This window comes from Collinsella aerofaciens (genome assembly GCF_028209885.1).
Classification (GTDB): domain Bacteria; phylum Actinomycetota; class Coriobacteriia; order Coriobacteriales; family Coriobacteriaceae; genus Collinsella; species Collinsella aerofaciens_BA.
Window position 1 is genome coordinate 15154 of the sequence record NZ_JAQLEM010000013.1, and the last position, 24549, is coordinate 39702.

23 protein-coding genes and 3 tRNA genes are annotated in these 24549 nt (G+C 57.9%); 13 read left to right on the top strand and 13 right to left on the bottom strand.

Annotated features, from left to right (window positions below):
- Positions 1-326 precede the first annotated feature (326 nt).
- Positions 327-417 (top strand) — tRNA-Ser (locus PMX21_RS04730).
- Between the two features lie 48 nt (positions 418-465).
- Positions 466-556: transfer RNA gene (locus PMX21_RS04735), tRNA-Ser, on the top strand.
- Between the two features lie 182 nt (positions 557-738).
- Here PMX21_RS04735 and PMX21_RS04740 read toward each other — a convergent pair.
- Positions 739-1746 (bottom strand): PDDEXK family nuclease, encoded by a 1008-nt coding sequence (locus PMX21_RS04740; protein WP_271758384.1) that lies wholly within the window; start codon positions 1744-1746, stop codon positions 739-741.
- 304 nt (positions 1747-2050) lie between these two features.
- On the opposite strand from PMX21_RS04740, the gene PMX21_RS04745 reads away from it, so the two are divergent.
- Positions 2051-2740: a trimeric intracellular cation channel family protein gene (locus PMX21_RS04745; RefSeq protein WP_226812580.1), complete on the top strand. Its 690-nt coding sequence runs from the start codon at positions 2051-2053 to the stop codon at positions 2738-2740.
- Positions 2741-2846: 106 nt separating this feature from the next.
- Positions 2847-3992: a DUF8173 domain-containing protein gene (locus tag PMX21_RS04750; protein ID WP_195239984.1), complete on the top strand. Its 1146-nt coding sequence runs from the start codon at positions 2847-2849 to the stop codon at positions 3990-3992.
- A gap of 127 nt (positions 3993-4119) precedes the next feature.
- Here the strand turns inward: PMX21_RS04750 and typA are convergent, their stop codons facing one another.
- The 12 genes from typA to PMX21_RS04810 form a co-directional block, all read right to left on the bottom strand.
- A complete protein-coding gene (gene typA, locus PMX21_RS04755; RefSeq protein ID WP_006235837.1) occupies positions 4120-5958 on the bottom strand; it encodes a translational GTPase TypA in 1839 nt (612 codons plus the stop codon).
- A gap of 117 nt (positions 5959-6075) precedes the next feature.
- Positions 6076-6525: a hypothetical protein gene (locus PMX21_RS04760; protein WP_089572580.1), complete on the bottom strand. Its 450-nt coding sequence runs from the start codon at positions 6523-6525 to the stop codon at positions 6076-6078.
- A 30-nt stretch (positions 6526-6555) separates the two neighbouring features.
- Positions 6556-6912 carry a hypothetical protein gene (locus PMX21_RS04765; RefSeq protein ID WP_271758387.1) on the bottom strand — a complete coding sequence of 119 codons (357 nt, stop codon included), beginning with the start codon at positions 6910-6912 and terminating at the stop codon, positions 6556-6558.
- 33 nt (positions 6913-6945) lie between these two features.
- Positions 6946-7446: a bifunctional nuclease family protein gene (locus PMX21_RS04770; RefSeq protein WP_138374279.1), complete on the bottom strand. Its 501-nt coding sequence runs from the start codon at positions 7444-7446 to the stop codon at positions 6946-6948.
- Positions 7447-7604: 158 nt separating this feature from the next.
- Positions 7605-7681, bottom strand: a tRNA-Ile gene (locus PMX21_RS04775).
- Positions 7682-7981: 300 nt separating this feature from the next.
- Positions 7982-10690 (bottom strand): DNA gyrase subunit A, encoded by a 2709-nt coding sequence (gyrA, locus tag PMX21_RS04780; protein ID WP_271758412.1) that lies wholly within the window; start codon positions 10688-10690, stop codon positions 7982-7984.
- A 185-nt stretch (positions 10691-10875) separates the two neighbouring features.
- Entirely contained in the window at positions 10876-12906 is a 2031-nt protein-coding gene (gene gyrB, locus PMX21_RS04785) for a DNA topoisomerase (ATP-hydrolyzing) subunit B (protein ID WP_117769723.1), read from the bottom strand.
- A gap of 105 nt (positions 12907-13011) precedes the next feature.
- Positions 13012-13575, bottom strand: coding sequence for a DciA family protein (locus PMX21_RS04790; RefSeq protein WP_271748703.1), 564 nt, complete (start codon positions 13573-13575; stop codon positions 13012-13014).
- Entirely contained in the window at positions 13562-14668 is a 1107-nt protein-coding gene (gene recF / locus PMX21_RS04795; RefSeq protein WP_271758389.1) for a DNA replication/repair protein RecF, read from the bottom strand. Before recF ends, PMX21_RS04790 begins: the two co-directional genes overlap by 14 nt.
- A 9-nt stretch (positions 14669-14677) precedes the next feature.
- Positions 14678-15781, bottom strand: coding sequence for a DNA polymerase III subunit beta (gene dnaN / locus PMX21_RS04800; protein ID WP_271758391.1), 1104 nt, complete (start codon positions 15779-15781; stop codon positions 14678-14680).
- 238 nt (positions 15782-16019) lie between these two features.
- The gene (locus PMX21_RS04805) at positions 16020-17756 is read right to left on the bottom strand and encodes a DnaA ATPase domain-containing protein (protein ID WP_334204074.1); all 1737 of its coding nucleotides are present in this window, start codon (positions 17754-17756) and stop codon (positions 16020-16022) included.
- A 15-nt stretch (positions 17757-17771) separates the two neighbouring features.
- Positions 17772-19124 (bottom strand): ATP-binding protein, encoded by a 1353-nt coding sequence (locus tag PMX21_RS04810; protein ID WP_271758393.1) that lies wholly within the window; start codon positions 19122-19124, stop codon positions 17772-17774.
- A 345-nt stretch (positions 19125-19469) separates the two neighbouring features.
- On the opposite strand from PMX21_RS04810, the gene rpmH reads away from it, so the two are divergent.
- From rpmH to PMX21_RS04855, 9 genes are all read left to right on the top strand, one after another.
- The gene (gene rpmH, locus PMX21_RS04815) at positions 19470-19604 is read left to right on the top strand and encodes a 50S ribosomal protein L34 (protein WP_019127408.1); all 135 of its coding nucleotides are present in this window, start codon (positions 19470-19472) and stop codon (positions 19602-19604) included.
- A 20-nt stretch (positions 19605-19624) separates the two neighbouring features.
- Entirely contained in the window at positions 19625-19963 is a 339-nt protein-coding gene (gene rnpA / locus PMX21_RS04820; protein WP_006236191.1) for a ribonuclease P protein component, read from the top strand.
- Positions 19960-20184, top strand: coding sequence for a membrane protein insertion efficiency factor YidD (gene yidD, locus PMX21_RS04825; protein ID WP_082222962.1), 225 nt, complete (start codon positions 19960-19962; stop codon positions 20182-20184). The genes rnpA and yidD overlap by 4 nt, the downstream gene beginning before the upstream one ends.
- A 29-nt stretch (positions 20185-20213) precedes the next feature.
- The gene (locus tag PMX21_RS04830) at positions 20214-20984 is read left to right on the top strand and encodes a YidC/Oxa1 family membrane protein insertase (protein WP_006236192.1); all 771 of its coding nucleotides are present in this window, start codon (positions 20214-20216) and stop codon (positions 20982-20984) included.
- A gap of 44 nt (positions 20985-21028) precedes the next feature.
- The gene (locus PMX21_RS04835) at positions 21029-21598 is read left to right on the top strand and encodes a Jag family protein (protein ID WP_022093802.1); all 570 of its coding nucleotides are present in this window, start codon (positions 21029-21031) and stop codon (positions 21596-21598) included.
- 96 nt (positions 21599-21694) lie between these two features.
- On the top strand, positions 21695-22432 hold the full coding sequence (gene rsmG / locus PMX21_RS04840) for a 16S rRNA (guanine(527)-N(7))-methyltransferase RsmG (RefSeq protein WP_271758395.1): 738 nt from the start codon (positions 21695-21697) through the stop codon (positions 22430-22432).
- Positions 22433-22566: 134 nt separating this feature from the next.
- Complete coding sequence (locus tag PMX21_RS04845; protein ID WP_022093800.1) at positions 22567-23367, top strand: ParA family protein; 801 nt, start codon at positions 22567-22569, stop codon at positions 23365-23367.
- Complete coding sequence (locus tag PMX21_RS04850) at positions 23360-24265, top strand: ParB/RepB/Spo0J family partition protein (RefSeq protein ID WP_198019880.1); 906 nt, start codon at positions 23360-23362, stop codon at positions 24263-24265. Before PMX21_RS04845 ends, PMX21_RS04850 begins: the two co-directional genes overlap by 8 nt.
- Positions 24255-24509: a hypothetical protein gene (locus PMX21_RS04855; RefSeq protein ID WP_117848459.1), complete on the top strand. Its 255-nt coding sequence runs from the start codon at positions 24255-24257 to the stop codon at positions 24507-24509. Before PMX21_RS04850 ends, PMX21_RS04855 begins: the two co-directional genes overlap by 11 nt.
- Positions 24510-24549 lie beyond the last annotated feature (40 nt).

Consider the following 24549-nt stretch of genomic DNA (forward strand, 5'->3'; position numbering starts at 1 on the left):
TGACCAAAAGCTTGACGGATCTGTGGACAAGATACGGTGCCGTGAGGACAAGCTGAGCCAAGTCGCAGGTCAACGGGCGCATGGTTGTGGTCGCAAAATGCATACCAGTGGCCCACAGCACCACCCAAAGATTTTTAAATTCATTGCCAAATCGCTTATAAATACCCCTTTTGAACAATTGAGTTGATCAACTACGCTGGTCGGAAGCCGTTTTTTGGCATCTCAAACCCCGCTGCAACGCCAAACGCGGCCAAGCGTTTTAAAAAATGCCAACTTTTCTGTTTGCACTTTGCGATTCCTCGTGTATACTGACTTTCGCATTTAACGGAGAGTTGTCCGAGTGGCCGAAGGAGCACGATTGGAAATCGTGTAGGCGTCAAAAGCGTCTCCAGGGTTCAAATCCCTGACTCTCCGCCAGTTAATTCCAAAGCAGGCCTTCGAGCCTGCTTTGTTTTTACCCCACGCGGAGGGGTGGCAGAGTGGTTGAATGCGGCGGTCTCGAAAACCGTTTGGCCTGTATAAGGTCACGAGGGTTCGAATCCCTCCTCCTCCGCCATTAGATGGTATGAGCCCCAGCAATGGGGCTTTTTTCTTTTTGGGCACATTTCAATTACGCGCAGGAGGAGGGATTCGAGCCCGCCCCTCACCAAAAACGTGTACGTCACCCTCCAAAACCGACAATTTTCGACATCTTTGGAGGCTGACGTACACGTTTGGATCGGGCTCGTGGGAGCGACGCTACTCGATAAGCGTCTCTTCGCCTTGTACGCTCTTCCAGTTGCGGATAAGTGCCTTGCGCAGTTCATTTTGCTTTCGTTGGTACTCGGTATCGGTGCATCGAGGCATGCCGAGTGCTTCGCGAATGTTGTTCATGGCGCGGTGAAAGGCAAGCTGGCTGCCGAACTGAGCCGAAGTGAGCGTAACGATTCGATATCCCATTTGGGCGAGAACGGCCTCTCGTTCCGCATCTGCTCCCTTGCGCTCGAACTCATCGTGAAAGCCGCCCTTATATTCAATACCGAGCTCCCTGCGCTTATAGGTAACGAGCGTGTCGATTTTGAGCGTTCGAGCTTTGGCGCAGTGCCAAAGACGTTGAGGGATTTCAAGCGGTTTGTTGAGCTCGATGCCTCGAATGCCAACACCGCCTTCGCTTGTTGGGAGCGAGAGGGCAATTGCCGAAGCGGTCTCCATAGGCGAGGCAGAATGGTCGTAGATATGTCTGAGTGCGAGTCGCGCGCGTGTGGCACCGGGTTTGCCGGGGTGCATATCGAGCAGCTCGGTAATTTGTTCCTTGGACGCGGTGGCTGGTTGCTCGGTATAAGGGTCGGCGGGATTGAGCCCCATGCGATAATCGCCGCAAACTTCATAGCCGTATTCGAGGTATTCGATCCTATCCATCCACTCGGCAGCGAGCACGAAGGTGAAGGCTTCGTCGGTGATGAAGATTCCGGGCGTCAACTCGTCAATATGCTCGTAGGGAAGATTTTGTCCAAGAATGTGGCAGATGACGCCTTTGGTTCGAATTCGCTCGAATTCGAATACAACCGAGATGTCGATAGTCTTGAGCATATCGGGCGGAATGCCGCAGTCGGTAAGGGCCTGTCGTATGCGCGCAACGCGTTGCTGGGTGGAGATGCCTCGTGCGCCTATCTGGTAGTCGCGTTGTGCGAGAGGCTGCACCAAATTCTGAGGTGCATGATGAACGAGCCGTGCGGTTTTATGCGAAATGAGAACAGGGGTATCCATTGATGACCTCTCGCTTTGAGCCGATACCCAACTCTTATGTCCGTTGAAGTGGGGAAATATACTGGATGTGAGTAAATCGACTCATGCATGCCGCGCATGATATGCAAACGCGTACGTCACCCTCCAAAGATGTCGAAAAATGTCGTTTTTGGAGGCTGACGTACACGTTTTGGACCCCCGGCATTCCAACAACGCCACGCCCGCATCCAGTCCCGACCGTTTACCGAGCAATAGGATCGCAATCGGCGCCGAACATGTACTATGTACGGGCATTGTCAAAATCCGTAACCCAAAGGACCCCATCTTGCCCGTCGTCGCTGCCATAACCATTACCTCACATGCCTCGGATGCCATGGTCGCTATTCCGTTTTGGCTCGAGATGTTCGCCGTTGTCGCCGCATCGATCTCGGGTGTACTGGTTGCGCGCGAGCACAAGCTCGACCTGGTGGGCGCGGTCGCGCTCGCGGTGGTCTGCGGTCTGGGCGGCGGTCTCTTGCGCGACATGACGCTGCAGGTGGGCAACGTCTACATCCTCAACCAGCCGATGGCACTCCCGCTTTCCATTGCCACGGCGGCCATCATCTATATTTTCCCGGCAATCGTTGACAAACCCGAAAAACTCATTCCCCTGCTCGACATCATCTCGGTCGGCATCTATGCGGCAACCGGCGCAGACAAGGCGCTGGTCTACGGCTTTGCGCCGGCGGTGTGCATCATGATGGGCTTTTTTACCGCGGTGGGCGGCGGCATGCTGCGCGACGGCTTTATGGGCGTGGTTCCGGGCATTTTCCAACGTACTAATTTTTATGCCATCGCCGCCATCGCCGGATCGACAAGCTATGTGTGTCTCGTTATGAGTGGCATCATGAGCAATGTCGCCGCGCTGGTCGTATGCGTTGTCGTGACCATGGGTCTGCGCTGGCTCTCGCTGCGCTTTGACATCAAAAGCCCCACCGAAGAAGATATCGCGCGCTTTTTGCACCGTAAAAAGTAGACAGCACAGCACGACCCTTCGAAATGCAACCGAGAGGTTCTTTTAGAGCGCCCACGCGTTGGGTACCCTGTTAGGTATATGCCGAGTATCTAACAAAGGATTCACTATGCCCTGCAATCAATTCCCGTCGAGCCAGCGCCGTAAAGCGTGGGGCCGCATCACCATCCTATTCGCGCTCATCGCGCTGGCGATCACCGTGCTTCCCACGGCGTCGTTCGCCGGCACGGACACCGCAGGCAATGTACTTGCGACCGACAATGACGCCAATCCGTCCGGCGTCGATGGTGACCTGTACTGGGCCGGCCAGGCCCTCAACTTGGACGATGCCTCCATCGGCCGCGATATTATCGCGGCGGGCGAGAGCCTATCGATTCGCGACTGCACCGTAGGCGGCGCCATTCGCCTGGCGGCGCGCACCATCGACATCGCCAAGACCACGGTTGATGGCAGCGTCACGGTGGCCGGCCAGCACGTTGTGCTCAACACCGGTAGCACCGCCAACTGTTTCTATGCGATGGGCGAGACGGTTGCTCTGCGCGGCTCCGCCAGGTCGGCAGCGCTTGCGGGCGACACGGTAACCATCGATGGCACCGTCGATGGCGATGTCGAGGTTTGGGCCGACAAGCTCATCCTGGGCAAGAACGCCCACATCACCGGCACCGTGAACGCGCACGTCTCCGAGGACCCCGAGCGCGCCGCGGGAGCCGAGGTCGGCGCGCTCAAGATCGACCGCACCGAAAACGAGGATACTTCCACCGTTAACGATGTCATCGGCGGCACCGTCGCCGCGGCGCTTTCCACCTGCTTTGTCGCCCTGCTACTCGAGCTCGTCTTTCCGCGCGCGACCGCCAGCGCCGCCGGCATGCTCCACCAGCGCCCCACGCCCCTGTGGGTGAGCGGTCTTCTGGGCACGATTGCTATCGTCCCCGCCGTCCTACTGCTGATTATCTCCATCGCTGGTCTATCGCTTGCCGGAGCCCTCATGTGCGGCGTTATCGGCATCGCATTGGTGTCGAACGCCTTTGCGGGGTGCGCGATCGCCCGCATGGTCGGACACAGCCAAAACCGCTACGCCATGGCAGCCGTGGGTGGCATCGCCGCAGGCGCCCTCACAGGGCTTCCCCTCGTAGGCGGCTTCATCAGCGGCGTGGCCTTTGTCTTTATGCTCGGCTACATCATCCAGATCATCTGGCGCAACGCCCGCCTCAAGCCGCAGCAGCCGACTAACACGCCGGGACTCCCCACCGCTTAGCAGCTAACCGCCACAAAGATGCCAAGCACCTTTGTGGCGGCGCAAACGAACCTGCCCCCTGCACCAAAAAGGGCGCCGACCATTACGGTCGACGCCCTTTCTTGTTAGACGCTATAAAGTCCAGCGCTTATTTGTTGACCTGACCGGCGCGGACGGCGGCCTTCTTGCGGTCGGTGGCGTTGAGCAGGCGCTTGCGCAGGCGGATGTTCTTGGGAGTAATCTCGACCAGCTCGTCGTCGGCGATGTACTCCAGCGCCTCCTCCAGCGAGAAGGTGCGGGGCGGCACCAGCTGCACGGAGATATCGGAGGTCGAGGAACGCTGGTTGCCCAGGTTCTTGGTACGCGCGATGTTGACGACCATGTCGCCAGCCTTGCTGCGCTCGCCCACGATCATGCCCTCATAGCACTCGGTGCCCGGCTCAACAAACAGCTGACCGCGCTCCTGCAGCGTACCCAAAGCGTAGGCAACGGCCTTCTCGGTGGTCATGGAGATCATGGCGCCGTTCTGACGGTTACCGATCTCGCCGGCGTAAGGACCATACTCCAGGAAGGTGTGGTAGAACACGCCCTCGCCGTGGGTGACGTTCATGATGCGGTTCTTAAGACCCATGATGCCGCGCGTCGGGATCTTGAACTCGAGGTGCGTCACGATGCCCGAGGTGTCCATGCTCGTCATGATGCCGCCGGAGGTACCGAAGACCTCAACGACCTTGCCCGAGTACTCGTCCGGGCACTCGACGACGGCCTGCTCAACAGGCTCCATCTTGTTGCCGTTCTCGTCCTTCTTAAACAGAACGCGGGGACGGCCGACCTGGAACTCAAAGCCCTCGCGGCGCATAGACTCCATCAGAACGGACAGGTGCAGAATGCCGCGGCCAGAGACCTCGACGCCGCTCTTGTCCTCGAGCTCCTCGATCTTCATGGTCACGTTGTTCTCGGCCTCGTTGAACAGGCGCTCCTTGAGCTGACGGGCGCCCACGATGTCGCCGTCGCGACCGACGAGCGGGGAAGTCGAAGCCTCAAAGACGATGGACAGGGTCGGCGGGTCGATCTCGATGGGCTCGAGCTCAACGGGGTTCTCGGGGTCGGTGTAGACATCGCCGATATCGGTGCGGTCGATGCCAACAACGGCGGCAATGTCGCCGGCGCCGACTTCCTGGCACTCAGTACGACCCAGGTAGTCAAAGGTAAAGAGCTGCTTGACGGTAGCGGTGGCGCTGGAACCGTCATTCTTGACAACCAGGATCTGGTCGCCCTGGTGGATGGTGCCGGAGTACACGCGACCGATGCCGATACGGCCAACGAAGTTAGAGTGGTCGATAGTCACGCACTGCATGGCCAGCGGGGCGTTCTCGTCAACCTCGGGCGCAGGCATGTCGTCGATGATCATGTCGAGCAGCGGGTACATGTCCATGTTGCCGTCGTTGGGATCAAGGCGGGCAAAGCCGTTCATGGCGCTGGCGTAGACCACGTGCTCCATGGCGAACTCAAGCTGGTCGTCGGTGGCGCCCAGGTCGGCCATGAGGTCCAGGCAGTCGTTGTAGGCCTTCTCGGGGTTAGCACCCGGACGGTCGATCTTGTTGATGACGATCATGATCTTAAGGCCGGTGTCGATAGCGTGACGCAGCACGAAGCGGGTCTGGGGCATGGGGCCCTCAAAGGCGTCGACCAGCAGCAGGGCGCCGTCGGCCATACGCAGCACGCGCTCGACCTCGCCGCCAAAGTCGGCGTGGCCCGGGGTGTCGATGACGTTGATCTTGACGTCCTTGTACTCGATAGAGATGTTCTTGGCGAGAATCGTAATGCCGCGCTCGCGCTCCTGGTCGTTGGAATCCAGGACGCGGTCCTCGACCTGCTGGTTGGCACGGAAGGCGTCCGTGGCACGCAGGAGCTTGTCGACCATCGTCGTCTTGCCGTGGTCGACGTGGGCGATGATGGCGATGTTCCTCAGATTGTCTACGCGCATGTAGTTCCCCTATCTTCTATCCATATACAAACGGCACGCGTATGCGGCCCGCCCAGCGATACAACGCTCAGCGGGAATATTGAGCCTTTTACCGAAAACTCGTTTATTTTAGCGATTTTAGATGAGAGGGGTTTCCTCACCTGCAGGTTCAGGGTCGCTCCACATAAAACCATCGCCGGCGCCCATGCCCTCATACAGCACATATGCCGAAAAACCGCTCTCGAGCGTAGTCTCAAAGAAGCTCACGAGCAGAGCATCGTGGTAGCCGCCGTCAATCTCGACGCAGCCGGTATAGCCGATGGCATAGCGGGCGATACGGCCCAGGCCCTCGTCCTTAAGGCCCATCTTGTGCTCGGAGATAAAGTTGGTGGCCGCCTCCAGGCACGCCTCTTCGCCGTCCTCATCGAGCGCCGCCAGATATCGGTTGGAAGCAGCGTCCTCGATCGCCACAACTACGCCCGGATTCTCGCCGGCGGCAAGGTCGTCCAAGAACGCACCAATCAGGTCACACACCATGGCGTCGAGCTCGGCGGAGACGTTACCGGCGTCCTGCATATCCTGTGCCATCTTTAGACCTTCCCATCGAGTCCGGCGTCGTTACAGTTCTTGTGCCTCGGCAGCGATCTTGGCGGCAGCGTCGCGGGCGCGCATCATGTCCGCCGCGCGCTTGTCGAGCACCTTGATCTGACTGGTCAGCATTACCGCATCGACCACACCCCAGATCACGAGGCCCGTAGAGATCGAAAACCCAAGCGCACCAACTGTACCACGAAGGCGCGAGCAGATTGCCGCGACAAGAGCGGAGACGACAACCATCTTGATAAACGAGCCGCGGCGCTCGCGAAGCGTGCGGGCCTGCGTCACATAGGCAATGCGAGCCGCCTCAGAAGCCTCCGAGCGCATCTGGGCCTCGCGCGCAATGGCCGCCGCCTCAGCCGACATACCGCCGGCCATCAGCGAACGCTCCGCAGCCTGGCCGCCCCACATTTAGAAGTCATCGGGGGAGAGCGTATGGACGAACTCGTCGAACTTCTCGAACTCCCGCTCGTCGTCAACTTCCTCGGCATGGGCAGAAACGGTACCCAGGCGATTCATGATGTCGTCCTCCACAAACATAGGGGCATTGCTGCGCACGGCAAGGGCAATGGCATCACTGGGACGCGCATCGATCTTATGCTCGTTGCCATCGGCCAACACGACAACCGTCGCGTAAAACACGGGCGGCTCGGCGCGAACGATTTCGATGCGTTCGAGCTTGGCACCCAGGGCGCCAACAGTATCGAGCAACAGGTCATGGGTAATCGGGCGCTCGGCGCGGCCGCTATCGATGCCGCGGCTGATGGCAGCGGCTTCAAACGAACCAGTTTGAATGGAAAGGGAACGCAGTGGCGCGGGCGAGTCCGATTTGCTGCAGCGCTCGCGAAGCACGATAAGCGATGGCACGGGACCGGCGGCCATGACGATGGTCTCTATGTCGACGCGAACCATGGAACACCTCCGGTACGTAGCGGTTAACACGCGGCAGTCCGCCGCATTGAATAGCTATACTACCCAAACTTTCGCACAGCACACAAAACCAAAATGAGATTTATCGCAGACAAGAAAAAAGCCCCGAGGCAACGCCCCAGGGCTCTTCACAGTTTTGATGGTGGACCTGACAAGATTCGAACTTGTGACCTCCCGGTTATCAGCCGGACGCTCTAACCAACTGAGCTACAGGTCCATCGCGCAAGGGATATATTAGACGAGTCGTTACGCGCGCGTCAACAACTTTTTTGAAAATCTTTGAAGGGTGTTCGCCCCGGTCGCACGGCGGCATGTGAAGTCGCCTGCTCGGACAGTCCTGACTCGCGCAGAGAGCACATTAAGTGCTCTCTGGCTCGTGCGGAACTCGCGATCGACTTCACATGCCGCCGTGCGACCGGGGCGAACACGAGTCCCAAGGTTTTCAAAAAAGCGGTCGGCGCGCAGTGCGCCGACCGCCGATATTTGGGGTCTGATATTTTCTACCAGCCAGGGCCTCTTACTCGTCGAGGAGATCTTCTGGCATGTCGTTGCCGTCGCCTAGATCGACAGGGGTTTCTTCGGAAGCAGAGCCGTTTTCTGTGGCTTCGCCTTCGGGCCTCTCTTTGGCGGCCGTCATGCGGGCTACGGCGCAGATGCGGTCGTTGTCGTCGACGGTCATCATCTTGACGCCCTGGGTAGCGCGGCCAGTCTGGCTGATCTCGTCGGTCTTGACGCGAATGACCGTCGCACCCTCCGTCACGATGAATAGCTCGTGCTGCGGGCCCACTGTCTTCATGGCCGCGAGGTTACCCTTACGCTCGGTCATTTGGATGGTGTAGACGCCCTGGCCGCCGCGATTCTGCTCCGGGTAGTCCGCAACCGGCGTGCGCTTGCCGTAGCCGCGCTCGGTGATGACGAACAGATCGCCGTTGCCGTTAGTGACTTCCATGCCCAGAACGCTCACGCCGTCCTTCATGCTAATGCCGCGAACGCCGCTGGTATCGCGACCGGTAGCGCGTACCTGCTCCTCGGAGAACATGATCGCCTTGCCCGCGGTGGTGGCCAGGATAATCTTGTCGCCCTCGCGCACGCGGCGCACGTTCAGCAGCGCGTCGTCGTCACGCAGGTTGATAGCGATCAGGCCGTCGCGACGGCTGCGGTCATATGCGCTCATCACGGTCTTCTTGACCATGCCGCTCTTAGTGGCAAACATCAGGTACTCGTCGGCCGGGAACTCGCGGCAGCTGATGACGCTCGCGATCTTCTCGCCGTCCTCAAAGGGCAGCAGGTTGACGATCGCGGTACCGCGCGCCTGGCGCGTACCCACCGGCAGCTCGTGCACCTTCAGGCGATAGACCTTGCCCTTGCTCGAGAAGAACAGCACGTACTCGTGCGTGGACGCGATAAACATCTCGTCGATAACATCGTCCTCTTTGAGGTTGACGCCCGACACACCCTTGCCTCCGCGCTTCTGGGCACGGTAGGCAGCCACCGGGATACGCTTAGCGTAGCCGGTGTGGGTGATGGTCACGACCATGTCCTCGTCGGCGATGAGGTCCTCGACATCCAGGTCCTTCTCAACCTGGCTGATCTCGGTGCGGCGCTTGTCGCCAAACTTCTTGGAGATCTCGCGCATCTCTTCCTTGATGACGCCCAGGATCTTCTCCTCATGCGCCAGCAGGTCCTCGTAGTAGGCGATGGCGCGGCGCAGGCCGTCCAACTCTTCTTGGATCTTGTCGCGCTCCAGGCCGGTCAGGCGGCGCAGCTTCATCTCGAGGATGGCCGTGGTCTGCTCGGGCGTAAAGCCAAAGCGCTCGATCAGGCGGCTGCTGGCCTCGGAGTCGGTCTGCGAGGAGCGGATGATGCTAATGACCTCGTCGATATGGTCAAGGGCCATCAGGTAGCCCTCGAGGATATGGGCACGCGCCTGGGCCTTCTTAAGGTCGAAGCGGGTGCGGCGGGTAACGACGTCGACCTGGTGGTCAATGTAGTGCTGCAGCATCTCGCGCAGGCTCAGGCATTTGGGAACGCCGTTGACGAGCGCCAGGTTGTTGGCGCCGAAGGTCGTCTGCAGCGAGGTGTACTTATACAGGTTGTTGAGCACGACCTGCGGAATGACGCCCTTCTTGAGCTCGATGACCAGACGGATGCCCTTCTGGTTGGACTCATCGCGCATATCCGAGATGCCCTCGATGCGCTTGTCGTTGACGAGCTGGGCAATCTTCTCCTGCAGGGTGCCCTTGTTGACCATGTAGGGAATCTCGGTGAAGACCAGGCGGCTGCGACCGGTCTTGGTGGACTCAACGTGTGCCTTGGCGCGCACGGTAATGGAGCCGCGGCCGGTCTCGTAGCTCTGCTTAATGCCGGCGCTGCCCATGATGATGGCGCCGGTGGGGAAGTCCGGACCGGGCATGATCTGCATGAGCTCGTCGACGGTGGCGTCGGGGTTGTCGATCAGGTAGCAGGTGGCCTCGATCGCCTCGGTGAGGTTATGCGGAGCGATGTTGGTGGCCATGCCGACGGCGATGCCCTGGCTGCCGTTGACCAGCAGGTTGGGGAAGCGCGCAGGCAGCGCCACGGGCTCGGCGAGCGATTCGTCGTAGTTGGGCTGCCAGTCGACGGTATCCTTCTGCAAGTCACGCAGCAGTTCCATGGCGGGCTTTGCCAGGCGGCTCTCGGTGTAACGCATGGCTGCCGCGCCGTCGCCGTCGATGTTACCGAAGTTGCCGTGACCGTCGATGAGCGGCGTGCGCATGGAGAACCACTGTGCCAGGCGGACCATGGCCTCGTAGACCGCAGAGTCACCATGCGGGTGGTACTTACCGATAACTTCGCCGACCGTCCAAGCTGACTTCTTGTGCGGGCGGTTGGGGTAGATGCCGCTCTCGTTCATCGCGTACAGAATGCGGCGGTGCACCGGCTTTAAGCCATCGCGCACGTCCGGCAGGGCGCGCGCTGTGATAACCGACATCGAATACTCGATGAACGATTGCTTCATCTCGCGACCGAACTCCGAAATCTGGAGCTGGCCGCCGTTGATATCCTCGCCGGCCGAGGCGCCGCGATCGACTTCGCCAAAGCTCTCCTCGAGCTCGGCGTCGTCTTCTTCCTCATCATCATCGGCATCGGGGTTATAGGCGTCCGGATCGCCGTCCTCGCCCTGCTCAGCACGGGCAAGCAGGCGCTTCAGATCATCGGGCATACCGGCATCGCCGGCCTCGTCCATACCCTCGTTATTGTTGATATCGTCTGCCACGTTACCTCCTCATGGTTTGCGTGGTCCATTAGTTCCCAACCACGGAGACGGCTTTTCCAGGTGCCACAGATTCGCCCGAAAGAGGAGGGAAGCGTACTTGGGTACGCGACCGACGATTGAGGGCGAAGGTGCGGTGGCTGGGAAAGCCGCAGGGATTAGGCGTCTAAGAATCGTGCGTCATGTGCATGCTTCTCGATGTACTCGCGGCGATAGCCGACCTCGGAACCCATCAGCTCGCGCACGGCTCGGTCCGCCACCACGGCGTCCTCGATCGACACACGCTGCAGGATGCGGGTCTTGGGATCCATCGTCGTCGAGGCAAGCTGCTTGGGGTCCATCTCGCCCAGGCCCTTGTAGCGCTGGACGGTATAGCCCTTGCGCTTTTTGGTGATCTTGCCGTCCTTGGCCTTGCCGTCCTCGTCGTTATCGTCGGGGTTCAGGCCCAGACTCTGGATGGTGTCGCGCAGGATCTCGTCTTCGGGCTGGCGTCCATTGGGATACACGTAGTGGATCTTGTTGCGCACCTTAATGCCAAAGATGGGCGGGCAGGCAACATAGACGTAGCCGGCATCGATCAGCGGACGCATGTACTTGTAGAAGAACGTCAGCAGCAGGATGCGGATATGCGCACCGTCGACGTCTGCATCGGTCATGATGATGATCTTGTGGTAGCGCGCCTTGGTGATATCAAAGTCGCCGCCGTCGCCGGCACTCGTCGTGACGCCGCAGCCGATCGCGGTAATCAGCGACTGGATGGTGTCACTCGAGAACGCGCGATGGTCACCAACGCGTTCGACGTTCAAAATCTTGCCGCGCAGGGGCAGAATCGCCTGGATGTCTCGGCGACGGCCGTCCTTGGCCGAACCGCCTGCCGAGTCGCCCTCTACAATGAAGAGCTCGGTCAGCTCGGCATCGCGCACCGAGCAGTCGGCGAGCTTACCGGGCAGGGACGCCGTCTCGAGCAGGCTCTTGCGGCGGGTCGCCTCGCGCGCCTTGCGGGCGGCGTTGCGCGCCTTGCAGGCCTGTTGCGCCTTCTTGACGATCTCGCGGGCGGGCTTGGGATGCTCCTCCAAGTAATCGGCGAGGCCGTCGGTCACGATCTTGAGCGTGAGCGCGCGCATATAGGAGCTGCCGAGCTTGGCCTTGGTCTGGCCCTCAAACTGCGGGTCGGGCAGCTTGACCGAGATAACGGCCGAAAGGCCCTCGCGTACATCGTCGCCGGTCAGGTTGGCGTCTTTTTCCTTGAGCAGGTTCTGTTTGCGCGCGTAGTCGTTGATCACGCGGGTGAGCGCGGTGCGGAAGCCCTCAAGGTGCATGCCGCCCTCGGGGGTGTAGATGTCGTTGGCAAACGACATGACGTTCTCGCCGTAGCCGCTATTCCACTGCAGGGAAACCTCGACCTCGCCCATCTTGGCCACAGGTGCGTCCGGGTCCGATTTACCCTCGATATAGATGGGCTCCTTAAAGGCCTCGGGGACGTCCTTGCCCTCGTTGAGGAACTTGACGAAGTCGATGATGCCGCCCTCGTAGCAAAACTCCTCCACGTGGGGAGTCGCCTCGCGCTCGTCGGTCAGCACGATTTTGAGGTTCTTATTGAGGAACGCCGTCTCCTGCAGACGGTTGTGCAGCGTATCGAAATCGTAAATGCAGGTCTCGAAGATCTCGTCGTCGGGCCAGAAGGTGACGGTGGTGCCCGTCGAATCCGAGGTGCCCACGACCTCCATCTTCTTGACGGTCTTGCCGCGCGAGAACTCCATCTCGTAGGTGTTGCCGTCGCGACGAACCTGAACGACCACGCGCTTGGACAGTGCGTTGACGACGGAGATGCCCACGCCGTGCAGGCCGCCCGAGACCTTATAGGCCGAGTTATCGAACTTACCGCCGGCGTGCAAGATCGTCATGACAACCTCGAGCGTCGGAATCTTTTTAACAGGGTGCTCGTCGACGGGGATGCCGCGCCCGTTGTCGACGACCGTGATGGAGTTGTCGGCGTGGACCGTCACCTGGATCTCGGTGCAGAAACCGGCCATGGCCTCGTCGACGGAGTTGTCAACGATCTCCCACACCAGGTGATGCAGACCGCTGGCGCTCGTCGAGCCGATATACATGCCCGGGCGCTTACGAACGGCCTCGAGACCTTCGAGAATCTTAATCTCGCCGCCATCGTAATCGTTTTCGTTTGCCACACGTCCTCCTTCAGTCAAGAAAATGTGTACAGCCTTACTAGTTTATCGTAAAAAAATACCCTCGGGAACGAGGGTATTTGGCTCTACAAGGCCACCAGATGCGATTTAAGGCTCTTTTTTGCTTTGCACGCCCTTGGCCCACTCGGCACTGGCTCTCATGGCGTTCTCGAGGGCCTCGCGCAGTTTTTGGTCTTCGATGGGCGCCACTTGGCGCTCAATCTCGGTGCGCTCGGCCTCACTTAGGTCAGCATGCGGAGCCGGCGGGCGCTCGGCCACGGCAGGACGCAGACGCTCTTTGGCAGCGGGCGGCGTGTGACCGGGCGCGGTGGTTTTGAACACCAGGCCATCCACATGCGCACCGGCGCGCTCCATGCGCGCGCGGATGATCTCGCGCAACAGCGTCATTTCCTGCGTCCACGAGGGCGAATCGAGATATACCAGCAGCTCATTGGACTCGGGCAGGTAGCGCAGGCCCGTCACATGCCGCCCCTCGCGCGTGCCCGAGCACACCGCGTTCCACGCGCGATAGACCGCGCGAGATTCCTCTGCAGCCTCCATCTGCGCGCGGCGCTCAGGCGTCGCGGCCGCCAGGATGCGCTGACGCTCTGCGTTCAAAAATCCACTGAAGGCAACCGTTTCGCTCTCGCGCTCGTAATTAGCACGTCTCACCCATGCTCACCACCTTGGCTCGATCAAGCAGGTCATCGGTAAAGTACCCCAGGTTGGTCGTGGTTATGACCGTCTGGATATCATCGCCGATCAACCGTAGAAAAGCACCGCGGCGCTCGCCGTCGAGCTCGCTCATCACGTCGTCCAAAAGCAGCAGCGGGGCGGTACCCAGGACATCGCGAGCCACGGCCACCTCCGCCACCTTCCAGGCCAGCACCAACGTTCGCTGCTGTCCTTGGCTGGCAAACGAACGGGCGGAGCGACCCGCCACGGTAAACTCAATCTCATCGCGATGCGGTCCCACCAACGTCACGCCGCGGCGAATTTCCTCGTCGGCGTGTTCATCAAGGGCAGCCAGCATGCGCTCGTACGCCCAGCCCTTTAGCTCTTCGCGATCCTCGACCTGGGGCAAATCCCCCAGTGTGGACGTATAGGTCACGTTGGCAGCCTCACCGGATGCCACTTGCCCGTAGGCAGCGTGCACATGGCCCGCCAGCCGGTCGAGCAGGGCCAACCGGTGCACGAGCAGGGCCGAGCCCGCGCGGGCAATCGAATCATTCCACGCGCCGAGCATCTCGCGGCAGCACCAGGTCTCCTTAAGCAGGGCATTACGCTGGGTCACGCAGCGCCCATAGGTGCTCGCAAGATCGGCATAGCGTGCGCTCAGTTGCATGCCAAAGTCATCGAGGGCGGCGCGGCGCACACTGGCACCTCGCTTAACCATGTCCAGATGGTCGGGGCAAAACAGCACGCTCGGCAGAACCCCGCGCACACCGGCGGCAGAGCACCTCTTGCCGTTGCGGCTAAACGAGCGCTTACCGTCCTCCGCGCTCAATCCCATATCAAGCACGCGGCCGTCGCCCTCGAGCCTCAGCTCGACCTTGCACGAGCCCACGCCGTCATGGACGAGCTCGGCTGCGGTCGGATGCCTAAACGAGGCGCCGCTCGTCAGCAGCTGCAGTGCCTCTATGAGATTGGTCTTTCCCGCCGCGTTGGGTCCCGCAAGTATCGTCACGCCCTCGTCCAGGGCAAGGCGATAGCTCTCGAAACTGCGGTAGTGCGCGACGGAAAGATCGCGGGCGAACATGGTCATGGCGCAGCGCTAGATGCGGACCGGCATGACCAGGTACAGGTAGTTGATCTTGTCGTAGGACTTGAAGATGCCCGCCTGCGAGTAGCTCTTGAGCTCCAGCGTGATCTCCTTCTCCTTGGACAGGGCATTGAGGCAGCCGAAGATGTAGTGGTAGTTGAAGGCGATGGTACCCGACTCGCCCTCGGCCTCGACATCGATCGTCTCCTGCGCCAGATCCTGGTCGTTGGAGATGGAAGACAGGCCCATCTGGCCGTTCTCGACGTCGATCTCGAACTTGACGGCGGGGTTGGCGCTCGCGATAACGGCCACGCGTTTGAGGGCGGCATTGAAGGCGGCCACATCGATCTTGACACTCGTCACGCACGAATCGGGGATGAGCTGCCTGTAGTTGGGATACATGCCCTCGATGCGGCGCGACACGTAGGTGGTGTTGCCGGCCTCGAAGACGACCTGGGTGTCGGTAGCCCCGATCATGATGGTCGCCTGGCTGGCCATGATGTTCAGCGCGTCGTTAAAGGCGTCAGCCGGAACGTTGAGCTCAAAGGAACCCTCGAGGGTCGAGGTCTCAACCTGCGTATCGCACACGGCCAAGCGGAAGGAATCGGTCGCCACCAGACGCACGGTGTTGTTCTCGACCTTCATGTGCACGCCGCCCAGGATGGGGCGGGCCTTGTCGGTCGAGGTGACGCGCCATACGCGCCCGACCATCTCGGACAAGATATCGGTCGGCAGCTCCACGGCACTCTCGATGGCATAGGCCGGAAACTCGGGGAAGTCATTGGCATCGAGCGTGTTCAGCCTAAAAGAGCTCTTCTCGCAACCAATCAGCACCTGGCGCTCGGACAGCTCAAAGGTGACCGGGGCATCGGGGAGGGTCTTGGTGATATTGGAGAGCATCTTACAGGGGATAACCATCTCGCCCTCTTCTTCGACATGCGCCGCGATGCGATGACGGATCGAGATGGTGTAGTTAGAGGTCTGGAATTCCAAGATGCCGTCTTGCGCCTTGACGAGCACGCCCGACAGGATGGGAAGGGTGGATGCCGAAGCGACACCCTTCATAACGACGCCGATGGCTTGTGTGAGCGAGCTCTGGCTGACGGTGAACTTCATCTTTTAATACCTTTCTATAGATATAAATATCTTAATAATAGTAATAGCACTGACGAAACTGTTGATTATTCCCAAAGACGCAGGTCAGACCCAGAAAGAGAATCGACAGCAACCTGTGTGCAACAGGGGTGGTTTTCCACGTTCAAAACCTGCGCAAAACTTTTCATCACCGCGGGTTGGGTTTTAGACACCTTATGCCCGTGGTTTCGACAAGTTTTCAACAGGTGTCTCTATTTCCCTACGAGCGCAGTGTAATTTTATCGCGCAGCGACTTGAGGTCTTCGGTGACGGTGCGGTCTTCCTGGATCATCTTCTGGACCTTTTTGTAGCTCGTGCTGACGGTCGAGTGGTTGCGGTTGCCAAATTCGGCGCCCACCGCCGTGGTCGTCATTTCGCACATCTCGATGGCCAGGTAGATAGCGATATGGCGTGCTTTGGCGATATTGGCGTTGCGACGCGGGCCGATGAGCTCCTCGTGTGTCACGCCGTACTGCTCTTCGATGACGGACTGAACCGTCTGGACGTTGATCTTTTTGGCCGATGTGTCGAAGTACTGGCTGGCGATGGCATCGATATCGTCAAAGGTGAGCTCTCCGCCCTCGCGCTCGCGGTCGCCCGCCTCGCCGGCGCAGCGCTCGCAAAAGCTCTCGAGTTCGCGGATGTTGGTGCCCGAGACCTCGGCCATGTGTTTAAAGTGCTCGTCGGTCAGATGCCCGCCGTCGCCCCCATAGGCCGCCAGCAGCGAGTCGTCGCCCGCCTCGGGAGCGGCGACGATGGTGTTCTCGTAATAGCGCTGCAAGATCTTGTATTTCATCTCGTAGCTGGGCTCTGCGACCAGGCAGAGCATTCCGGCGTTGAAGCGGCTGGTCAGACGCTCGTCCATGCTCAGGTCCTTGGGGGCGCGGTCTGCCGCGATGACGACCTTCTTGTTGTTGCGGATGAACTCGTCCATGAGCTGGAAAAAGTAGTCCACACTCGCGCGCTTGCCGATGATGTTTTGGATGTCATCGATGATGAGCACGTCCACGCCGTGGTACGCCTGCATGATGGGGGCGTTGCTCTTCTTTTGACGGTCGAACTCGGTCATCAGGTCGTCCAGATATGCCTGGGAGTTGGCATACTTGACCTTGATCTCGGGCGACTTCTCGGCGAGCTCGTTTTTGATGGCGAGCAGCAGATGGGTCTTGCCCAGCCCCGATTTGCCATAGATGAACAGGGATGTGCATGTGCCGCGCTCGTCCGCGAGGGCGGCAAACTTGAGTGCCGAGCGATAGGCATGGCTGTTCTCGGGGCCGTAGACAAAGTTCTCAAAGGTAAATTTTGAGTTCGCGGCGAGCGGGGCTCCATCCGTATTCTGCTCGGCCGGCACGGTCGGTGCTGGCATGGGTGAAGCGGGGGCCGCAGCTTGCGTGGATTTAGTCGGCGCTCCGCCCTTCATCTGGTTCATCATGCGACGAAAATCGTCGGCCGAGAGCGTGTTCTTGATTGCAATGCCCGAATCCGCGCCCGCCGCTGCGTCGTGAGCGATGGGCATGTGCGCGACGGGCGCGTTCGTTGGCGTCGCCGCCGCGGTCGGCAACGGTGCCATGGTTTCACGGGAAACATCGCTGTGCTGGTGCTCGACCGTCGACGCGTCGCCTGCGGAGGCCGGCACCGCCGGGGAAGCAGCGGGAGCCGTGGCGGGCGCCGTGGCGGGCGCCGTGGCGGCAGCGGATTCCGTCGCGGCGCCTTGCGGTGCCACGATGTCGAGCGCGATCGGTGCAAAGGCGATTTCTTCCAGATAGGCCTCAATAGTCGGCTGATGCTTTTTGAGCTGCGCGATGGCAAAGCGCGAGGGGGCCTCGATCGTGAGCGTATCTTCGGTCAGGCTTATGGCGCGCGATTGCCCCAGCATGTTGATGAGGCGTGCATCTTGGCCGTCGCGCTGGCAAAAGGCGATGGCATCCCCCAGGATGATGCTTGCTTCCTCGTCCACTGTCTCCCCCGTTCTTTAGCTCTGAGCTCGCACGCGAGCGGCGCCGAGTTCGGTCAGATGGTATTTCTGGCCATGCTTGATGACCAAGCCGGCCTGCGCCAAGTCATTGAGCGTGCGTGACCAAGTGGGGGCCGAGTTTCCAAACGCCCTCGCCAGATCGGTTGCACCGCACGCTTGATTTTGCGCCAGATAGCCCAGCGCGGCGTTGCCGCGATCGCTTACGAACACGTCCGGTTGTGGCTGCGCATGCTGATTTGCTGCATTAGGATACATCATTTGAGCTGCTGGTTGTTGAGAACTCTGCATCGGTGGCATTTGCTGTTGAAAACTTTGAGGCCACTGTTGGTAAGGCTGCGGAGGCATCTGCTGGGCCCAGGGGTTGTACTGCTGCTGCGGCATCTGCTGGTACGGCTGCTGATATCCTTGCTGGTACTGCTGCGGGAACTGCTGGCCGTACCCCAGTGGCGGCATCTGCTGATATGGATATCCTTGTTGGTACGGCTGATAGCCCATTTGCTGGCCACCCGGTGCGCCCGTCGCCTGCTGCATTGCTGCTGCATCCTGATCCGCCAGCGGCACGGCCTCTGGCATGCTTGGCGGCATCGACATCGATGCCGCTTGGGGTTCTTGTGTAGGAGGCATTCCGGGCTGCTGCATCTGTCCCACGGTGGGCTGCATCTGCTGCGTTGCCATGGGCTGCTGCGCAAAAGCTCCCGGCAGGGGATATGTGGGCTGCTCCGTCTCGGGCCGCACGGCAGCGCCGCGTCCGCCGGCACGCTCGATTTCCTGCACGCGTTTAGGGTTCAGGCTTACCGTAACCACGGTGCCGTTGCCCATGTTGTCCTCGATGGATACGGCACCGCCGGCGTTTTCCAAATACTCCTGCACCATGGGAAACCCTGCTCCGGTTCCACGGATATAGCGCTTCATCTTGCTGTTTGCGCTGGTAACGCCAAAGTCGAAAGCACGTTCCTTGTCGTCGATGCCGGGTCCTTGGTCAGCAAAGCGGATGGTGTCTCCGCCGTCCAGAATCGAGATGATGGGCTCGGCAAAGTGTGCGTGGATAAAGTTTTCGACAATCTCGCGGATGACCATGAGCGAGATATGGCCACCTTGTTCTTTCATGCACTGGTAGACGGTGTTGGTAGTCTCTTCCAAATACGTGCGGACATCTTGCGGATCAATGACGATCACACGCGGTGTCGACAGCATGTCGTCATAGACGGCGATACGCGCGGCGTACATGGCTTTTGGCGCCTGCGTGGTCGTCTGCTCGCCTTCCGCACGCTCTTCGCGCACGCCGGTGATGTGCTCGTTGTCGGGTGCCGGGTCTCCGGAATCGACCATGGTGTAAAAGTCGTCAGACATGCCGCTCACAATCTTTCAAAAGGTTTCGGACAAATAGTAGCTCACCGTGCAACGTTTCTCATCTTTCGACAACTTTTCAAAACTTGTTGAAAACTTTGGAAAACGGGCGAAAAGTTCTCAACATTGCCAACATGACCTGTTGAAAACTCGATGAAATATCGTGAAAGGTTGCCATGAGGCGCAAATTTCGGTTGTGCTTATGGGGGAACCGTGTGAACTGCGCAACCTTTTACCTTTGATTTCTTGACATTTGAACATTGATTTCCCTACAATCTTCAAGCTCACGTGTCTATATCTGCGTCCGCGTCCCCGCGGACACTCGAAATGCAGCAGGAGGAACTTAAGATGAAGCGTACGTATCAGCCTAATAAGCGTAAGCGTGCCAAGACCCATGGCTTCCGTGCCCGTATGGCCACTAAGGGTGGTCGTGCCGTGCTCGCCCGTCGTCGCGCCAAGGGCCGCAAGCGTCTCACTGTCTAGCAGCGATACACACATCTCGCATGAAGACTATTAAGTCTCGGCAAGATTTCGAGCATGTGTTCAGTCAGGGGCGTCGTTTCAATCACCCTCTGATTCGAATGACCATATGTGAATCGGTTGGCGAAGGCGACTCCGGAAGGGTCGCCTTCGTTGGTGCTAAGCGACTCGGTTGTGCCGTCGTGCGTAACCGATCTAAGCGTGTGATGCGCGAGGCCGCCCGCAGCTGCGGATTTCCCGTTGCGGGTTATGACATCATCTTGTTTGCAACTCCCAAGACGAGGGTTTCCTCGCCGCAGGAGATGGACAAGGCGTTGCGTTCGCTTATGAAGCGCGCCGGCGTTGCCGGGGAGGAGCGATGAGCAATCACGTTTTGCGACGTGTTGCCATCGCTCCTATTCGCATATATCAACAGGTTATTTCGCCCTTATTGCCTGACGCCTGCATTTATTACCCAACGTGCTCGCAATACGCCATCCAGGCGATTGAGAAGCACGGTGTTTTGAGAGGCTGCTGGCTTGCCGTGAGGCGCATCGCTCGTTGCAATCCCCTGCACGTCGGCGGTTATGACCCTGTGCCCTAGCGGGCACTCGCTATCGGAGGAAAACTTACATGTGGGATTGGATCGTTAACATCCTTTTCGAGCTGCTCAAGCTCATCCAGACCTTTGCGGTCGACTGGGGCCTGTCCATCATCATCCTGGTGGTCATCATCCGTCTGCTGCTGACGCCGCTCATGCTCAAGTCGACCAAGTCGACGGCTCGCATGCAGGTGCTGCAGCCCAAGATGCTCGAGATCCAGGAGCGCTATGCCGACGATCCCCAGCGTCAGGCCGAGGAGATGCAGAAGTTCTACAGCGAGAACAAGTTCAACCCCATGGCTGGCTGTCTGCCGCTGCTGATTCAGATGCCTATCCTGTTCGCCCTGTTTACATTGCTGCGCAACCTGCCGCAGTACTTTAACGACGGCACGTTCTCGTTCTTCAACATCCTGCCCGACCTGACCACCACGCCGAGTGCTTCCTTTGCCGATGGCTTTATGGTTGCACTGCCTGCGCTGGTTTGCCTTATCCTGTTCGCCGTCCTGACCCTGATTCCGCAGCTCTATATGTCGCGCAACCAGACCGGCCAGCAGGCTCAGAGCATGCGTATGATGGCCGTTGTCATGACGGTCATGATGCTTTGGATGGGCTGGAGCCTTCCCGTTGGTGTTCTGCTGTACTACGACGTCTCGTCTGCTTGGCAGGTTATCCAGCAGATTTTTGTGACGCAGAAGGTCATCGACAAGGCGAAGGCCGATGAGGAGGAGCGTCTTAAGAACGCTCCGCTGCAGGTTGAGGTCACTCGTCGAGAGAAGAAGCCGCGCCCGCACAAGAAGAAGTAGTGGGATATCAATCTTATTTAGGTACCTAACTTTTGGAGTACGTTATGTCTGAAGAGATCATCGAGGATATGCTTGAGGAGGTTGCCCCGCAGGTCGCGGGCGATTATCCCGAGATTGCACAGCGCTACAAGGCTGGTGAAGAGCTGACCGATGAGGAGCTCGACACCATTGCCGATGTTGCTATTTCCATCCTGCGTTCCATCCTTTCGCACTTCGATGCCGCCAACTCTCCTATCGATGAGTATGAGGGCGACGAGGGTGAGCTGATTTTGGATGTAACGGCTCCCGACCTTGCTGTTCTCATTGGCCGTCATGGTCGCACCCTTGATGCCCTTCAGGTTATGTTCTCTTTGCTGGTGAGCCGCAAACTTGGCTTTAGGTATCCGGTTGTAGTGGACGTCGAGGGATACAAGAGCCGCCGTCAGGACAAGGTTGCCTCCATGGCTCAGTCTGCTGCCGAGCGTGCCATTCGCACTCATAAGAGTGTTTCGCTTCCGCCCATGAATGCCTACGAGCGTCGACTGGTTCACATTGCACTTCGTGGCAATGATGCCGTCGATACTCATTCTGAGGGTTCTGACCCTGATCGCCATGTGGTGATTGTTGCTCGATAATCTACTCGAGTTTATGCTAAGGGGACGTGGTTTCCACGTCCCCTTTTTTTGTCAAAAGTTCTCGATACGCTGATTTTTGTCAGAAAGGAGCTTTCGTTGTTAGTACTTACTGATCAGCAAGCTGACGAGATGTTGAGTCGTCTAGCTTTCTATTGCAAAGAGTATTCCTTGAGCGTAACTGATGTTGAGCTGAGGAAATGTATTCAGCATTTGGATTTGGTTCTAGAAACAAATAAGACAACCAATCTCACCCGTATTCTTAACGTAGAAGATGCTGCAGTACTTCATATCCTTGACTCACTTGTTTTGCTCCCCTATATCAACAAGGCTCCTGAGGGAGCTTTGCTCGATATGGGAACAGGTGCGGGCTTCCCTGGTATTCCATTAACCATAACCACGCATCGTAAAGCTACTTATATTGACTCTGTTGGCAAGAAGGTTGATGCGGTAAATTCCTTTGTCCATGCTCTTGGATTGAAACATGCCCATGCGGTTCATGATCGTCTTGAAGAATATGCTCGAAGCCATAAGAAGCAGTTCTCCGTTGTAACCGCCCGCGCACTGGCCCCTCTACCGATTCTTGTTGAGTATGCGGCTCCGTACCTGAAGGATGGAGGGCTATTTGTTATCACCAAGGGCAATCCTTCGGATGAGGAGCTTGCTTCCGGCATGTCAGCAGCTAAGATTTGCGGCTTCACTTTGCTTCTGAATGACGCAATTGATTTGCCTGAAGGCTTGGGTCACAGGGAGTTCATTGTTCTTAAGAAGAGTCATTCAGCATCCGTTTCATTGCCTCGTGCAAATGGCATGGCAAAGAAGAATCCGCTTGCCTAGATGTTTCACGTGAAACATAATGGATACTAACAGCTTGCAGTGTTTCACGTGAAACATAGCAGTTGCTATCGATTCGGAATGTTTCACGTGAAACATCCTCCGTTTGACAGCTTTAATACACACCAGGAGGGACCGTGGGATTTCGCGACGTTAAGCGTTCTAAGAGCGCAAAAGACACGCGTATCATTGCAATCATCAATCAAAAAGGCGGCGTCGGTAAGTCAACGACGGCTGTAAACCTTGCAGCAGCACTGGGTGAGCAGGGTCGTAAGACACTGATTGTCGATTTTGATCCGCAGGGAAACAGCACCAGTGGATTCGGAATTGAAAAAGAAGACCTTGATCACTGCATCTATGATGCATTGTTGAATGATGTGCCGGCAGAATCGCTTGTTCTTGATACAAATTGCAAAAAGGTATTCGTAATTCCGGCTACAATTCAGCTTGCAGGCGCGGAAATTGAACTCGTAAGCGCAATTGCTCGTGAAACCCGCCTCAAAGATTTGCTTGAGCCGATTCAGGACGAGTTCGATTTTATTTTCATTGACTGCCCTCCTTCGCTCGGCCTGCTTACTATCAACGCTTTGACCGCAGCAGACAGCGTTTTGATTCCGATCCAGTGCGAGTATTACGCACTCGAGGGCGTTACGAAGCTGCTTGAGTCAATGAAGATGGTCAAATCTCGTCTGAACAAGGGCTTAGACACCTACGGTGTGCTTATGACCATGTATGACTCGCGTACTTCTCTATCGAATCAGGTTGTTGAGGAGGTTCAATCGTACTTTGGTGATAAGGCATTTAAGACGTTGATCCCCCGTACGGTTAAAATCTCCGAAGCTCCGTCTTTTGGGGAACCGGTAATTACCTATGCACCTCAAAATAAGGGTGCAAAAGCATATATGAACCTTGCAAAAGAGGTGATCAAGCGTGCCTAGTGTAAAGAAACGTGGCGGATTGGGACGTGGACTCAATGCTTTGGTCTCAGAGGCCGAGTATGAGACCGGTGGTTCGGCTGCATCGGCTTCGAATGCCGCATCTGAAACAAAACTACCTATTGAGGATATCGTTCCCAACCCTAATCAGCCGCGAATTCACTTTAACGAAACTGAACTTCGTGAGTTGAGCGAATCAATCCAAGAACATGGCGTCTTGCAGCCGCTTTTGGTTCGCAAGCATGGAAACGGCTATGAGATCATCGCTGGTGAGCGTCGTTACCAAGCGTCAAAGCTTGCTGGTCTTGAGGAGCTGCCTGTCATCATTAAAGATGTTAATGATGAAGAGATGCTGGCTCTTGCTCTGATCGAAAACCTTCAGCGTTCTGATCTGAATCCCGTCGAAGAGGCTAAGGGCTATCGCCAGCTTATCGATGCCAGCGGTATGACCCAGGAGGCATTGTCGAAGGCAGTCAGCAAGTCACGCTCTGCAATTACAAACTCGCTGCGCCTTCTCGATCTCCCTGAAGTTGTTCAGCAGATGATTTTTGAGGGCAAACTTACTGCTGGTCATGCACGTGCGATTCTTGCAGTTCCCTATGAGGACGCTCGAATTCGACTTGCAGAGAAGGTTGTTGCAGAGGGCCTTTCCGTAAGAGCGACAGAAAATCTTGCTCCGTTGTTTTCTGCCGGAGAGACACCTAAGACGCCGAGGCCTGCAACGCCTCAGTCTTTTAAAAAGGCTGCCCGCGTGCTTCGTCAGGTTTTTAATACCAACGTGCGTGTTAAGAGCTCGCGTGGAAAGAATAAGATTGAGATTGAGTTTAAAGACGAGGAAGAGCTCTCTCGTATTCTTGGCGAAATGATTCAGTTTGATCAAGGAGGCCAAGATGAGGAATAGGATTATAACTGCGATTGCATTGGCGACGACTGTCGCGGCTGGTGCCTTTGCTGGCTATAAGATCGCGACAGACGATGAACTTCGAGGTCGTTTGCTTCGTAGTGCGCAAGATATTGTCGATACATCCAAGAAGAAAATGGATGTTATGACAGAAGATGTTGCCATGCGTACGGCTCAGGTAACGAAGAATCCCAAGATTAATCAAGGTTGGGTTAGTAACCAATGGGAAAATGTAGGCTATTAGGTACCTAACAATTACTTAGCATATTTTGAGGGGTCCTTGT